16 protein-coding genes and 1 pseudogene are annotated in these 14,878 nt (G+C 39.0%); 5 read left to right on the forward strand and 12 right to left on the reverse strand.

The features are described 5' to 3' along the window. Positions 1–216: 216 nt before the first annotated feature. Positions 217–924, reverse strand: a complete 708-nt coding sequence (locus AC1DIV_RS14450) for a DNA alkylation repair protein (protein ID WP_251542264.1) — start codon at positions 922–924, stop codon at positions 217–219. Positions 925–1,380: 456 nt separating this feature from the next. Between AC1DIV_RS14450 and AC1DIV_RS14455 the strand changes: the two genes are divergently transcribed. Next, positions 1,381–1,998: a cell wall hydrolase gene (locus tag AC1DIV_RS14455; protein WP_477576681.1), complete on the forward strand. Its 618-nt coding sequence runs from the start codon at positions 1,381–1,383 to the stop codon at positions 1,996–1,998. 459 nt (positions 1,999–2,457) lie between these two features. On the opposite strand, the gene AC1DIV_RS14460 is transcribed toward AC1DIV_RS14455, so the two are convergent. The 3 genes from AC1DIV_RS14460 to AC1DIV_RS14470 form a co-directional block, all read right to left on the reverse strand. After that, positions 2,458–2,676, reverse strand: coding sequence for a hypothetical protein (locus tag AC1DIV_RS14460; RefSeq protein ID WP_323598236.1), 219 nt, complete (start codon positions 2,674–2,676; stop codon positions 2,458–2,460). Positions 2,677–3,128: 452 nt separating this feature from the next. Beyond that, a complete protein-coding gene (locus AC1DIV_RS14465) occupies positions 3,129–3,533 on the reverse strand; it encodes a YbaN family protein (RefSeq protein WP_048687144.1) in 405 nt (134 codons plus the stop codon). Between the two features lie 158 nt (positions 3,534–3,691). Then, the gene (locus AC1DIV_RS14470) at positions 3,692–4,336 is read right to left on the reverse strand and encodes an MBL fold metallo-hydrolase (RefSeq protein ID WP_476109593.1); all 645 of its coding nucleotides are present in this window, start codon (positions 4,334–4,336) and stop codon (positions 3,692–3,694) included. A gap of 190 nt (positions 4,337–4,526) precedes the next feature. On the opposite strand from AC1DIV_RS14470, the pseudogene AC1DIV_RS14475 reads away from it, so the two are divergent. Then, positions 4,527–4,778, forward strand: a pseudogene (locus tag AC1DIV_RS14475) (MFS transporter); the annotation flags it as partial. A gap of 183 nt (positions 4,779–4,961) precedes the next feature. Here AC1DIV_RS14475 and AC1DIV_RS14480 read toward each other — a convergent pair. Further along, positions 4,962–5,813, reverse strand: coding sequence for an aldo/keto reductase (locus AC1DIV_RS14480; RefSeq protein ID WP_340877489.1), 852 nt, complete (start codon positions 5,811–5,813; stop codon positions 4,962–4,964). 31 nt (positions 5,814–5,844) lie between these two features. Further along, complete coding sequence (locus AC1DIV_RS14485) at positions 5,845–6,828, reverse strand: aldo/keto reductase (protein WP_477576683.1); 984 nt, start codon at positions 6,826–6,828, stop codon at positions 5,845–5,847. 407 nt (positions 6,829–7,235) lie between these two features. Here AC1DIV_RS14485 and AC1DIV_RS14490 point away from each other — a divergent pair, with 407 nt between their 5' ends. Then, positions 7,236–8,138, forward strand: coding sequence for an AraC family transcriptional regulator (locus AC1DIV_RS14490; RefSeq protein WP_477576685.1), 903 nt, complete (start codon positions 7,236–7,238; stop codon positions 8,136–8,138). 24 nt (positions 8,139–8,162) lie between these two features. Here AC1DIV_RS14490 and AC1DIV_RS14495 read toward each other — a convergent pair whose 3' ends face one another. The 4 genes from AC1DIV_RS14495 to azlC all read right to left on the reverse strand — a co-directional run bounded on the left by AC1DIV_RS14495 (position 8,163) and on the right by azlC (position 11,082). Next, positions 8,163–8,906 (reverse strand): DUF4405 domain-containing protein, encoded by a 744-nt coding sequence (locus AC1DIV_RS14495; protein WP_340877494.1) that lies wholly within the window; start codon positions 8,904–8,906, stop codon positions 8,163–8,165. A 62-nt stretch (positions 8,907–8,968) separates the two neighbouring features. Then, a complete protein-coding gene (locus AC1DIV_RS14500; RefSeq protein WP_340877496.1) occupies positions 8,969–9,670 on the reverse strand; it encodes a cytochrome P460 family protein in 702 nt (233 codons plus the stop codon). A gap of 327 nt (positions 9,671–9,997) precedes the next feature. Further along, positions 9,998–10,330, reverse strand: a complete 333-nt coding sequence (locus AC1DIV_RS14505; protein ID WP_034304141.1) for a branched-chain amino acid transporter permease — start codon at positions 10,328–10,330, stop codon at positions 9,998–10,000. Then, positions 10,327–11,082, reverse strand: coding sequence for an azaleucine resistance protein AzlC (gene azlC, locus AC1DIV_RS14510; protein ID WP_249595633.1), 756 nt, complete (start codon positions 11,080–11,082; stop codon positions 10,327–10,329). The genes AC1DIV_RS14505 and azlC overlap by 4 nt, the downstream gene beginning before the upstream one ends. 186 nt (positions 11,083–11,268) lie before the next feature. On the opposite strand from azlC, the gene AC1DIV_RS14515 reads away from it, so the two are divergent. Beyond that, entirely contained in the window at positions 11,269–12,657 is a 1,389-nt protein-coding gene (locus AC1DIV_RS14515; RefSeq protein ID WP_340877497.1) for an aminotransferase-like domain-containing protein, read from the forward strand. Between the two features lie 262 nt (positions 12,658–12,919). Here the strand turns inward: AC1DIV_RS14515 and AC1DIV_RS14520 are convergent, their stop codons facing one another. Beyond that, the gene (locus tag AC1DIV_RS14520; RefSeq protein ID WP_084786067.1) at positions 12,920–13,030 is read right to left on the reverse strand and encodes a YjcZ family sporulation protein; all 111 of its coding nucleotides are present in this window, start codon (positions 13,028–13,030) and stop codon (positions 12,920–12,922) included. Between the two features lie 266 nt (positions 13,031–13,296). Between AC1DIV_RS14520 and AC1DIV_RS14525 the strand changes: the two genes are divergently transcribed. Next, positions 13,297–13,767, forward strand: a complete 471-nt coding sequence (locus AC1DIV_RS14525; RefSeq protein ID WP_283906023.1) for a hypothetical protein — start codon at positions 13,297–13,299, stop codon at positions 13,765–13,767. A 178-nt stretch (positions 13,768–13,945) separates the two neighbouring features. Here AC1DIV_RS14525 and AC1DIV_RS14530 read toward each other — a convergent pair whose 3' ends face one another. Further along, a complete protein-coding gene (locus AC1DIV_RS14530; protein ID WP_477576687.1) occupies positions 13,946–14,632 on the reverse strand; it encodes an MBL fold metallo-hydrolase in 687 nt (228 codons plus the stop codon). Positions 14,633–14,878: the final 246 nt, after the last annotated feature.

The raw sequence follows: 14,878 nt of genomic DNA on the forward strand, positions 1-14,878 counted from the left end.
CCTTAGTTCTTTAGGATATATCCTATACTGAAGTAAATCATTAATATGTATCCATTCTACCCCTACTTGGTGACTATCTGGATTGGTAGGCACTTTATTATTTTTTCCCTTTACCAGGTTGCAAACAAAATAGTATTCAACTTGGTGAACATGAAAAATAATGAAGCTTTACACATTGATTTTCCTGGATTACCCTTCAATTTTGCAAAACCAATTTTAACATCTTACATGCTTGCGTTTAAAACCGAGCTTTCCTTTACCGACTTCTTTTTGAATACTTTCGTATGCATTTAGAAAACTGGTTTTTTTCTTGTCCCGTTTGACTTCTACGATTCCTATTGCCTTTGCGGTCTCGACTGCCTTTTCATGGAGCGGCAAATAGGAAATCCCCACGGTGTAAAGAAAATTATTCATAGCGGATTTCGTTCGTTCTGGCGAATCGTGAATCGTATGTTTCACAAGGTCCAGCATATCGGAAATTTTGCTTTCTGAAAATTCAACGTCTTTTCGATTCCCTAAAAGCCAACAGTAGCAACTCCAGCCTGCTGACATTCTCAGTTCTTCACCGCTTGCAATCCATTTATCGGATACTTCTTGTGCAATATCTGACTCCGATAAAGTTACAGCCACTACATAATCGGACAGCATATAAAAATACGCAGCATCCATCCAGCGATCATAATCAGACTCAGTCATGGCTTTTGGGTCTGCAATGATGCCTGCGAAGTACATTGCATCATAGTTGCCTGTCGAATAAAGCTCTTCAGCTAAATCCTGATTTATTTTTATTTTCCTTACAATTGGTTTCATGGCGCCTGTCGCCACGCCAAAAAGCGGCTCATGCGCACCATTGGATATGTACATTTTTTTAGTTCGTTCCTTGCCAAGGGCTTCAAGCTCCTGCATGACCATTTCTACATTCATCGTTAAGCACATCCTTCTATAGGGAGTTTCCTCCTATTATTTTGCCCACCAAATATATACCATTATCCTATAACAGACTGCCATTTGTCAGCACCGTCTAAGCACATGAGTGTTACGCAGGAATCCACTTGTAAACTTTATAACTCTCGATGTTTTGTTGAACTATCCTGCCTCGATAGTTCCATAAGGGGTCTTGTCGCACCCCATCAAGTTAAAATTTCTTTACACCCCAAAACGAAAAAAGCTATCTTCAGCAGCATATAGCTTAATTTTTCGTTTTGGGTATAATCCTTTTACTAAGCTTGATGGCGATAGGCGGTACCCAATAAACAGATGAATTTGTCTGAAAATTCCCCAAATCTTTGGTTTAAAATAGGAATAATGTAAGATAAATCTATTTTTCTTGTATGATAAGGTAGAATAGTAGGAAAATGAATCGAAGGGTGGTATTACTTGATGGTAAATGTAAAAAAAATGTCGGTTGTTATTTTTATTTGTTTCATGTTTTTTATACCCAATTCAATCTTTGCTCAAGAAGTTTTACACAATGGAAGTCAAGGACAAGCAGTTTATGACTTACAAGAAAATTTAAAGGAAATGGGTTACTTTAACAGGCAACCAACAGGGTATTATGGTTCCATTACTGATCATGCAGTGAAACAACTTCAACTAGATTCTGGAATATTGCCAGATGGAGTTTTTGGATACCAAACACAACAAAAATTAAATAGTATTGAAATGATGGCCAGGGTTGTTCATGGAGAAGCTCGAGGAGAAACTTATGAAGGAAAAGTAGCTGTCGCTGCAGTAATTTTGAACCGAATGTCAGCGTCAGGTTTTCCTAAAAATACTTACGATGTTATTTTCCAGACAAATGCTTTTACAGCTGTACATGATGGGCAATATTATTTGACCCCAAATAGCCATTCTTATCGAGCTGTTATTGATGCATTACAAGGTTGGGATCCTACTCATGGTTCTGTTTATTATTATAATCCGTTGTCGGCAACAGATGAATGGATTTTCACAAGGGAAACAGTCATTAGAATAGGCAACCACTTATTTGCAAAGTAAAACTAATCTACATACATATTGAGGAATGATATTTATAGTTTCGAATTATTAATATCCCATTATCTATGTCGTGGAGTATAGTTGAAAGGTCGGGCAGTATTTGCCCGACCTTTTTGGCGGTACCCCAGAAGAAAAATTCTGCCTTAAAGGACAGCTCCGATCTTCAGCTAACGCACCCGTTAGCCATCCATGAATCGCAAAGAACCTATATTGATGATAGTACTATATAAGAAAAGCGAAACTTCTTCCAGAAACGCGCCCTATTCTGGAAGAAGTTTTATGTTAATTCCTCCTCTAACCTCAAACATCTTTTGGTTACGTCATCTTCATCGTTTCACTGTTCCAGCCACTACGTTTGTTGAACTATCCTGCCCCTTTTGTTCCATAATAACTGATCGACATAGCTCTTTATAGAACCGAATTAACAAGGTTTTTGCTAAAAATGCAAAGCCATGGACTTTACATCCCCCCACTTATAGGGGCTTTTTCATGAGTACAGGTCAGGTATTTTCGGAATACATCATTAAAATATCCTACATCAATAATTGCTTTTTCTCCTTTATAAGGGCATTGAATATGCGTCAGCTGAAGTGATTCATTTATGATGACCAAGTCTATTGCGTCTAATTCTTTTTTGCAGCACGAACATTTCACAGCTAGTAATTTTTCTTTTTCCATTAAAGAAGCCCCCTTTTATAAATAGGTATTCTTTATGTCTAGTTGCTAATCCTACCTGTTCACACAACCGTCAAAAATTCCTTTTTCCATTAAGTATTCAGTTGGTTCATCATAGCTTGTTTAACTAAACTGTCCCGATAGTTCCATAAGAAAAAGCTGCCTTAAAGACGCTCTAACCTTCAGCTAACGCACCCATTATTAGCAAAAAAAGCCACCATTTGGAAGATCTGGTTCCCAACTTATGTACCTGTTTGTTGAATAAACTTTTTAAAATCCATTACCTTGGAATACCAGTCTCATTAAAGCAAACGATATAACCCCTAAATATTTTTTCATGCTTCCCCACCCTTCTTTACCAAATTTATATATATGTATTTTTTATTATTGAAATATCCTACTTCTTTAGAACCATTAGAAAAAGAGCTGCCGAAGCAACTCCGTTATTTGAAGGTTCAAAACGCTCTTTTTTCCGTACCGTTTCGATCAATTGTCTTAATTTTTTTAATGAAATAATAATGTTTGTAGAGGGCGAGTACGACCAATAAGATTTTCACCAATAGGATGTCCACATAAAATACAGAAATCACGATGAAGAAATCGGCAATTAAATTGATTCTTATTTTCTCTCTTCGGGTCATCCCTTTTTTTTGCAGGAATGCTTCAACGTATTTTTCATATAATGAGGTGCTCTTGAACCAGTTTTCAATCGACTTGGAGCTTTTGGCAAAGCAAAAGGCAGCAAATAAGTAAAACGGACCGCCTGGCAGAACTGGTAAAACAGTCCCTGCGATACCAATCAAAAGAGATATGGCCCCAAGAAGAAAGAATAGGATACTTTTTACTTTTTTTATTGTCATCACCTTTTTATTTATATTCTATCCCCTTCTAACGTAAAGAGGAAGCTTAATTGATTTAATTCATTGATTAGTATCTTCCCTTTTTGTTCTTGAACTAACCTGCCCTTTCTTTATTAACAGGATTTCTTATCCATTTTTTAGACATCGCAGCCTTATATTCATTCATAGCGCATGGTAACGACACCAGCATATTCCGACAAATTTTCTTTGGAAATATCCAATGTCTTGACTTCGGTTATTCGCTGTCCGGAAATCTGAAGAAACTTATCTACCTTTGAAAACATCAAGCCAACAACCGACAATGACTTTGTTCTGTAATGCATGGGAATCGTAATAGTAGATTTCAATTGACGCATTACTTGAGTGGCTTCTAAGGCATTAATCGTGACTGTACCTCCTACAGGAATGATGAGAATATCCACTTTTCCAATTTCATTTATTTGTTCTTCTGATAATAGATGCCCTAAATCTCCGCAATGACAGATGGTCAGATCGTCCATTTGGAAACGATATATAATATTGGGGCCTCTCTTCTCGCCATTTACCTTGTCGTGAAATGTCTTAAATCCTTTAATTCTTACATCTTCGCGGATGTATTCCTTCGGCTCATTCACAAGCAAGTAATCACCTGTTGCAGCTTTAATTTTATTGTGATCGAAATGATTATGGGTAACGGCCACTATATCTGGTTCAACGCTTGGCATACGGTAACGGATGAAGCGATAATATGGATCAATAAGAATCCTGGTTCCTCTTTCGGATGTTAGTAAAAAGGCAGAATGTCCAAACCATTTTATTTTCATATTAAAATTCTCCTTACTATGCAATTGATTTAAAATCAAGCAACTTTTAAGGAACCTTGGACTACAGTTAAAAATATATTCCATTTATTATAATTCCACTATTCCTGTAATAGTCCTTCTACACCCAATCTATCCCTTTTGTTCCATAAAAAAAGAGATGCCTTAAAGACACCCCTTTTCTTCAGCTAACGCCCCCGTTAGTAAGTCCAATGAAGAATACTGGATCATGTCTTCAGCCCCTGAATCTCCTGATTTCGCTAATGGACTATTTTTAACAGCGGTTAACTTGGGAACGACAATTGGTGCTGCAGCAGGTGGATTATTCATATCAGAGCTGGGGACACAATACGTGGTATTCGTGGGTTTACTATCATTGTTATTAAGTTCGTTGATGATTTTCCTAAGAAACTACAGGTTTACTCCTACACAACAACTTTCTTGAGTATGAAAAGGCTAGGCATGCCCACTGCCTAGCCGTTTCAGCGATTCAGAATCAGTATTCCTTTTTGTACATAAATCCCATTCCAATTTTCTACAATCCCCATCATGATGTTTATAACGAAGAAATGCCGATATTCCTAAAAAGGAAATCGGCTATTTCTTCGCTTCATTTTGGAAGAGAGCGTTAAATATCAAGTTTACGTGTACTGAGCCATTTCACGATTTCAGGATCGCTATGAGAAAAGAACAAGCTCTCTTTCGTATCTAACGCAGCAATCTTCTCCATATCTTCTTGCTCCAATTCGAAGTCAAAGATTTTGAAGTTTTCGATGATTCTTTCCTTACGAACAGACTTTGGAATCGCAACGACTCCTCTTTGTGTCAACCATCGTAAAATCACCTGTGCCACAGATTTATTATACTTTTCGGCGATGGATACTAATATTTCGTTTTGGAACATGTTATTTTTTCCTTCAGCAAATGGACCCCACGATTCTATCTGAACATTGTTCTCTTGCATAAGTTTCGCACTTTCTATTTGTTGGTTAAAAACATGAGTTTCAACCTGGTTTACCGCAGGATTTACTTCATTGTGGATAATCAAATCCACTAGACGGTCCATCTGAAAGTTACTAACTCCAATTGCCCTAATTTTCCCCTCACGGTACAATTCCTCCATTGCACGCCAAGAACCATATACGTCCCCATATGGCTGATGGATTAGATACAAATCCAAATAATCCAATTGTAGTCTTTTCAGCGAATTTGCGAATGCGTTCTTGGTGCTCTCATAACCAGCATCCTGGACCCAGAGTTTTGTAGTAATAAACAATTCCTCTCGTGGCACACCACTCCGCTTGATTGCTCTGCCGACTGCTTCTTCATTTAGATAAGAGGCAGCGGTATCTATAAGGCGATATCCTGCCATAATAGCGTCATAAACGCTTTGTTCACATTCATTTTCATCTTGTATTTGAAAAACCCCAAAACCTAGTATCGGCATCTCAACACCATTGTTCAACATTACTTTTTGCATATGAAATCCTCCTGTTCTCAAATAATATCTGTTATTTCCCTACTCTATTTGCATACTCTGACGGATAGCGATCTCCCGAAATCTCGATTTTCGAGAGCGCATCATTCAAATCATTCAATTCCTCATGGGTCATTTCAATATCTGCTGCAGCAAGATTTTCTTCGAGGCGTTCCAACTTCCGTGTACCTGGAATCGGAACAACCCATTGCTTCTGAGCAAGTACCCATGCTAGTGCGATTTGAGCGGGCGTTGCATCTTTTCCTGCAGCAATCTTCTTTATCAGTTCGACCAATACCTGATTTGCTTCGATATTCTCAGGTTTGAAGCGAGGAACAACATGGCGGAAATCGGAACTGGCGAACGTTGCATCCTTATTGATCTTCCCAGTAAGGAATCCCTTCCCCAACGGACTGAAAGGAACAAATCCAATTCCAAGCTCTTCAAGGGCAGGCAGCAGTTCTTCTTCAGGGTTTCTCCACATCATTGAGTATTCACTTTGTATGGCAGTGAGTGGATAAACCGAGTGTGCACGACGAATCGTTTCCACCCCTGCTTCAGAAAGTCCCCAATGCTTAATCTTACCTTCCTTGATTAGGTCTTGTATTACTCCGGCAACCTCCTCAATTGGAACACTTGGGTCCACCCGATGCTGATAGTAAAGGTCAATGGTGTCAACCTTAAGCCGTTTAAGTGAGCCTTCTATGGATTGCCTAATACGTTCCGGCTTACTGTCGAGCACCTGCTTGCCATTTTCCATTTGGATACCAAATTTAGTCGCGATAACCACTTTTCCCTTGAATGGAGCAAGCGCTTCTCCTAACAACTCCTCATTAACATATGGACCATATACTTCGGCAGTATCGAAAAAAGTTACACCTCGGTCAATTGCCTCATGAATCAGCGAAATCATCAACTTCCTATCCGAAGCAGGACCGTAACCATGGCTCATGCCCATGCATCCAAGTCCGATAGAAGAAACTTCTAAGTCACGTCTTCCTAATTTGCGTTTTTGCATTACTTATATTCCCCCCTCTTTTTGATTGTCACTTTGCTTTTATATTTGATCCGCAGCCGATGTGGTGTTAAGTTCACATTGGTGTCATTAAGAAAATCTGATTGTGTTATCATAATGGAAGAAAAGATTAATCATGCGCTGGTTTGGAGAACAAAGACTGCAGAACTCGTTACGCCCACAGAAGCAGCTGCTTTGCCTGAACTAACAAAGTCGAATTAAAAAACTGATAAGAGTTAGTCATGGTGCGCTTCAACTCCTTCATCTACTCCCTTATTATGCAATAAATAAATAAGAAACTCTTATACCATTCCTGCCAGATCATTGCCTAATCCTCTCACAACACTTAAACTCCAGAGCGATATGTATTAGAATGGAACTAGAAAGAATAAGGAAATCAGGAGGTTTTTATGTCTGAACAAATCTATAAACAGCGGGCTGAGCTCACCCAACTCATTGAAAGTCACACAGGTAAGGACGGGTCTCATCCGACTGCTATTCCTTCTTTATTTTACTCTCGATTCTCTACTGTTACCGGACCAAATTACGGAGTTTCCAAGCCTTCCTTATGCATTATCGTTCAAGGCATGAAGGAGGTATTACTTGCACAGGATCGCTATGTATACGGTCCAGCCGATTACCTTATTGCCTCTGTTAACTTGCCAATTACCGGAATAGTCACAGAAGCCACTTCCGAAAACCCCTATTTGGCACTCAAACTCGAATTTACACCAAACCAGATCTTGGAGGTATTACAGGATACTCAACTTGCTGTTAACCAGAAGGAACATGCTAAAAGAGGCATGTATGTATGCCAAATAGAGTTATCTCTGTTGGATGCGGTAACCAGATTGGCTCGTTTGCTGGACAATCCTGATGATATACCGGTACTCGCACCTCTTATCACGAAGGAAATCATCTATAGGGTTTTACAAGGGGAGCATGGAGCCACTCTGGGCCAAATTGCGATAGAAGGAAGTTCTGCCTATCAAATCGGCGACGTTGTCGACCATATAATGAATAATTATGACCAGTCTTTTCGGATTGATGACCTTGCGGAAATTGCAAATATGAGCGTTTCATCGCTTCATAGGCACTTTAAAGAGGTAACAGCAATGAGTCCTATTCAGTTCCAAAAACAACTGAGGCTTCAGGAAGCCCGGCGCCTATTATTATCCGAGTCAACAGATGCCACTGAAGCAGCATTCCGCGTAGGGTACGAAAGCCCCTCCCAATTCAGCCGTGAATATTCCCGCTTGTTTGGTTTACCGCCAAAAGAAGATATTAACCGCCTGAAGGCAACATATGAATAAAGAAGTGCATTAATCGATTATGGATTAATGCACTTCTTTATTTTGGAGATTTTCATTTTTTTCAATATTCCTCTCTTTAAAACCTGTTGTATCAAGCCTAGTTTTATCCTGCTTCTGAACAAATTTCAGAATATAATGAGTCCCACTGATATATATTCCCATGATAGCTAGATGATCTAGTAAAAACTTCATCGAGGAATCATAAGATTCCCAACCAAACGGATTATAGATGGTTAACTTGTTAAGCATCCCTCTCTCGAAAGAAGCCTGAACCCCATAAACAACAATCAACACCGCCATGACACGAAATGCAATGGTTCGGATCCGGTTGGTGCCAGTAATTCCCGTCATCTTTCGTACTGAATTGATAATGGTTGCCCAGGACATTCCTATATGCACTGCCATGAAGATAAATCCCCAATATGAAGTCATTACATGTATCTGCAATAGAACCGTGTCATTGGTTAAAGGAATAAAAGGAATCATATCACGAGATATGGGTACAGAACTTATTATCACAACAGCCATGGATATTAGAAAAAGCAGATTGACCACTATGCTCAGAATACGTCGTACATTATGCTTTCCCTTAAAGATCGTCCTATACCATCGTCGATTTAAAATATTGTGGGTAATGAACAATAAACACAATATTACTCCTGCCAGTTCATGCAATGCATTTCCAGTAATCTGGTAAGCCATTGCTACTAACATCAGAACTGTCATAGAAAGATCAATCACCAGCCGGATTAACATATTTCGATTCAAAAAGTTCTCCTCTTTCTGATTTTTATTTATTCCTAGGTCGGTTTTCCGTCGAAGCTAACTCCCTATGTCTCTTTATTAAAATGAACCATCAAAAGAACCTTCTCGATAATTCCTGATTTTTCTTTTTCCATCAATCGGTTTCCATGCAATATATCCTGAGAACCCTCCAGATCATCTGCCGCATTTACCTCCCAGTGTTCGGTGGGGATACCTGCGATCTGGGATTCTGTATTGCCATCCTTCGATCCTGTATACTCCCCTAGGTCAAAACTTTTCATTTCATCCATCGTGTTCACGAAGTCATCCCGTTCCTGGTTCGCGTGACAAGTAAAGCATCGACCGATTTCTTCCTTGTAATCCACCGACTTGTCTCCATTGAATTCCTGGTATAGCCAATCACCATTACGCATCTCAGATGGGTTCCCATCAGCCCAGCCAGCGCGCTTTTCCATTACGAATATTTCATCAAGATCTTCATCCCTATAGATTTCGAGTGTGATGATTGTGCCGTCAGGGATTGGCTGCCCGTCCTGCACCGCTTCGATCGCTTCCCTGCTCGTGTAGAGTTCCTCCCTGACATTTCCACGATTAACAGTCGTATAGTTTACGCCCTTATCGTAGTTTTCGGGGAATTCAACCAATTCACGATTGGATTCTGGTTGTTTTTCCTGTTCGGATATCCCATTACTGTCATTATTGCTGCTGCATGCTGAAAGAGTGTAGGACATGACCAAAGCCAGGGACATAAATAATCGTTTTTTCATCATTTTCCTCCTATTTTCTTTCCGAATCATTTCCATCTAATACAATCATCCTCATTATGCTACAGATTAAAGAGCGGCCGCTGTCCTATTTCTCTTAAATCAATGCCTAATCCTCTTACGTTTCTATCTAAAGCTATCAGTACTGGAAGGGAGATAGATTGATGTTCAATAACTAAAGAAATGCATGTAAACTACCCTACCCTAAAATGCCATAAGAAAAAGCTGTCTTAAAGACAGCTCTGCTCGTAAACTATTATACTGATTAATCTTGTTCATCAAATTCATTGAACCACTACCACTTATCGACCTTACGGAATTATTATCAATTTAAAAAACCAATTGAATCAGCATCATGTAGACAATCGTTCCCCCCGCTATCGAGAGGAGCATCATTTTCTTCCAAACGTGAAGCAGGGCAACTACCGCCACCCCAATGAATTCAGGGATGCCATGACTTCCGGATTGCAGGCTCACGTCCTTTAAACAATAAATGATTAAAAGCCCAATTACTGCGGATGGCAGCATTTTACCGAGATACTGTACATACTTCGGTGTGGGTTTACCTGATGGGAAAACGATGAAGGGAAGAAATCTTGTAAGCATTGTGCCTAAAACTACCATCGCAATTGTAATGATTTGCTGCGTTAAAGTCATTGTCATATGGTTCTCACCTCAACTTTCTCTAACGGCTTTCTAAGTAAGGTAAGTAGCCCCAAAATGGCAAACATGGCAGGGATAATGAAATTGCTTCCGCCAAAAATAATAAGGCAGACAGCTGACAGGCCAAGCCCAGCGAGAGCACTATGATGGTTTTTCTCTTTCATCCATTGTTCAATGAAAATCACGACAAAGAGAGCCGTCATAACAAAATCGAGTCCTTCTGTATTGAATTTGACAAAAGAGCCAAAAATGCCGCCAATCGCTGCTCCTATCACCCAATAGCAATGGTTGAGCAGTGTCACGAAAAACATGAACCAGCCCTTATCCACATCCTTCGGTACATCAACGGTACAATTGATGGAAAAAGACTCATCGCAAAGCCCAAAAATCAGATACAGCTTTTTCTTACCGGTCCCCCTATATTTATCAAGCATGGATATGCCATAAAACAAATGCCGTGCATTCACCATTAAGGTTAGAAAAAGGGCGTTAATCGGATTGAACGCGACAAGCAATAAATTGGCTGCAATAAACTCCATCGATCCTGCAAATATCGTTAGACTCATCAATATCGGGTAAATCGCGCTGAACCCTAATGAATTCATAAAGATCCCATAAGCGATGCCTAAAAATAAAAAGCCTGCCAAAATCGGCACTGTGTACGGAAAAGCCGCACGAAATGCTGGTATCAGTTGAGTTCGTTTTTTCATATAAATCACATCCTGATGGCTAAATTTATTTAAACTTAACATACAAAATCCGTACAAAAAACAAGTTAATTGTATGGATTACAATTAAAATAAAATTCCCCCATTTTATCAAAATGGGGGTACTGATAAGCTTATCACCTTATATTCTTTTACAGCCGATCGTTCCATAATAGAATTCCATACAAAAAATGATATGATTGTATGGAATAAGACTAGGAGAGGTGAAGTATGCCAGTAAATTCATTTGACAATTATCCAATGTCCTGGAAACCTGATAAGAATGCATTAAAGCGTCCTTTTTATAAATCTCTCGCATCATTACTAGAACAAGATATAATAAATGGTTTTTTAGCACCTGGAACCAAGTTGCCCCCTCAACGAGAATTGGCAGATTTTCTTGACTTAAACTTCACCACGATTACCCGATCCTACAAATTATGCGAGGTAAAGGGATTGATATATGCCGTTACGGGAAGCGGAACCTTTGTGGCTCCCAATGCCACTCGTTCGATAACCATTTCCGCGGATAAAACGGCAAACAGCATCGATCTTGGTTTTGTGGCATCTTTTGAGCAAACCAATGATATCGTTTCAGAAACTTTACAAAAAACCGTCAACAAAAGTTATTTGGAGCAGCTGCTGAATTACAACGACCCGACTGGAATTCCACATCAAAAAACAGCAGCACTAAACTGGATGGAATCTTTCGGCATTCACGCGGATCAAGAGCATATAGCCATCGTTTCCGGTGCCCAAAATGCATTGGCTGTTGCCCTCGCTGCTTTGTTTGAGCCTGGTAATAGAATTGCAACCGACTTATATACCTATTCAAACTTTATCGAGCTGGCAAAGATGTTTCATATTAAGTTAGTGCCCATTCCCGGGGACCAGTTTGGAATGCTGCCAGATGAACTTGAAAAGCAATGCTGTCAAACAAATATTGACGGCATATTTCTGATGCCCTCCTGCAACAATCCGACCACAATCATGATGTCGGATATTCGAAAGCAAGAATTGGCAGCGGTCATCCGAAAGCATCGTTTAATTTTGATTGAGGATGATATTCATGCATTTCTGACGGCAGGCATTATCTCCGACTACCGGCAGCCGATGTTCCATTTGCTTCCGGAACAGAGCGTTTATATTTGCGGCACCTCTAAGTCCATATGCTCGGGATTAAGAGTTGCCTATATGGTTTATGGAGAAACATTACGCGAGAAAATTTCCCAGGCCATTTTCAACATAAATGTAAAGACCTCTTCTTTTGATGCAGAGGTCATCACAGAGCTAATCCTATCAGGAAAGGCTCATGAAATTGTTTCTCATAAGAAACGGCTTGCACAGACTGCAAATGATATTTATTCGGAATATTTCCCCTTAAGAAAGGATGTCGGACATCCTCTCAGTCTATATCGCTGGCTTCCAATTAAAGGGCATAACGATGCGTTACAGCTGGAAACCGATTTGAAAAGGCGCGGCATTCGGGTTTTTCATTCCAATCGTTTTCAAAGCGGGCAAACCACCCCTGATATGTATTTGCGTATTGCCCTTTCTTCCACAAACTCATTCGATGAGTTAAAAATAGGATTAGAAATATTAAAGCAGTATTTAGGCTGATTTAAGTCTAGTAAAAAAACATTCTAGTTGATTGGATCGGAAGGTTCGAGACTCCTGCGAGAAAATCGAGAATTAGGGAGACCCCACAGCCGCTTGCGGTGAGGAGGCTTGGCAGACATTCGGCGGAAAGGGAGCGGATTTCTGGAATTAACTCCGAACGTTTTTAATAATTGCAGACAGACTCAATTATCTACAGTTGGAGCCCGACCAATAAAGGTCGGGCTATTTTATGCTTTTTTCGCAGAAGCCGCTCATTCCCGCCTTAAAAACAAATACATCCAACAATGATTAAGAGTATAAACAAAACGACTATTAAGGCGAAACCTCCACCAAAACCAAACCCGCGGTCAAAACCCTGTTCACAACCTGACATATATAAACATCTCCTTATTTTTAATGAGGAATAAATGGGCTATATCATCTTATGCTCCAATCAGGAAAATGACAGCAACAGTTCCCATCTCCAAGGTGGTAAAGTTACATTTTTAATTTGACATTCACGAATCAGTTATCCAAGTTTAACCTCTGCAATATTATTTGAACTGGACAACATTCATAAACATAAGATGGAAAATACAATTTCATTCATTTCGATCCTAAATGATAACTATAAACTGTACTGAAAGAGGAGATGTTTTTTTGTATCCGAATGATTATTATTATCGAGTAAACAACTGGGAACCTATTTTATATATGTTGCACCAAAGTTTATATGCTGAAGAAATGGTATGTGCTATGAGCAGTGAGCTTTTCCATATACCTGAAACCAAAGATTTAAAAGGAAGTCGCGAGATGCATAACCATCTAATCCCAGCATCCTATCACCGTGTAACCGCAGTGGGGTCAGCCCAAAGGCTAAAAAATGGTGAGCAACAGCAAACCATTGTAGAAACAATGACAGCTTGTATAGTGAATGCTGAAACCCAAGATAAAAAAGTACGTGAAGGATTAAAGATAATGGAGGAAAATGCAAGCCCTAATTATATAGCCTTCATTAAAGTGATTATCAAATGGCAAGAACAAGCAGAATCCTATTTAAATCAAGCAAAAGAAGCTTTACGATCTATGGGGGTTTCATTTCCTGTTGGAAGTGAACAGCAGAATTATTAATATATTATGATTCTACAAAAATTCATTCAAGGGTTATATCCCACACCTTCGCTTGACCGAACTGTAAGAAGTTCGGTTTTTTCTGTATAAGCGAAGCTGACACCACCCGCAATAAATACTTCAAACACATTAGAAAAAGCTGCCTCTAAAGACAGCTCCAATCATAAGCAAAACTCCATTATAAAGTGAATGTCCCACCATGATAACAGTAGTAGTTTTCAGCTTTTAGATCCTTAATCTTTCTTAAAGACTGTTCTGCTTTCTCTACATTTAAACAAAAGTGCGAATTGGCAATGAGCAATTCATGATTCTCTATAACAGCTGCATCACCTGCTATTACAGTTTTTAAACGTGGAAAATATAATGAAATATGACCTGAAGTATGTCCCGGTGTTGCTACTACTCTACATTCGTTATCCAAAATCCAATCACCATCATGTACCTTTTCATCAATTGAAACATGCTTTAAATTCCTTAATTGTTGGATAAACCATTTCCCGAATTCGATTTCTTGAATTGGCATATTTTCTAGCATTTCTTCGGCTTGAACCAATCTCTCTGACTTCATTTCACCACTAATATATTTTGCCTCCACTTCACTGGCGATCAAGTTAATGTGAGGATACCTTTCCTTGAAATCATATAAGGAGCCTATATGATCAATATCATAATGAGTAATGATTATATTCTTTAAATTCTTCATGTCATAACCATTTTTTAAAATTTCATTTTCAAGGAAAGGTAAAAAATTTGGATATCCTGTATCGACCAAGGTTAGTTCATTCTTTGAAATAATCAAGCTAGGATTAATGTAATTTTTTTGTCCATTAAATTCAAATTCAATTGGCAGTTCCATTATCTTCATTTTCCTCCCATACACCTCCCGTTCATTCTATATATTCTTCAACTTTTTATTTTAACCTTCCCCTTTAATTGCAAGGGTGCCGTAAACAACCTAGTTATTGAACTCCCTCAGTTTAATTCGATTTTCTCACAAATACTCGCTTATTCGCAGGATTTCATCACCCTTGAATTTAAGTTCATGGTTAAAACGGAGTGATTCAGGACATGAAGTCTTCGTGAAGGCATAGGGAAATAAAGGAGTTGTACA

Source organism: Peribacillus sp. 05N428, from assembly GCF_056397085.1.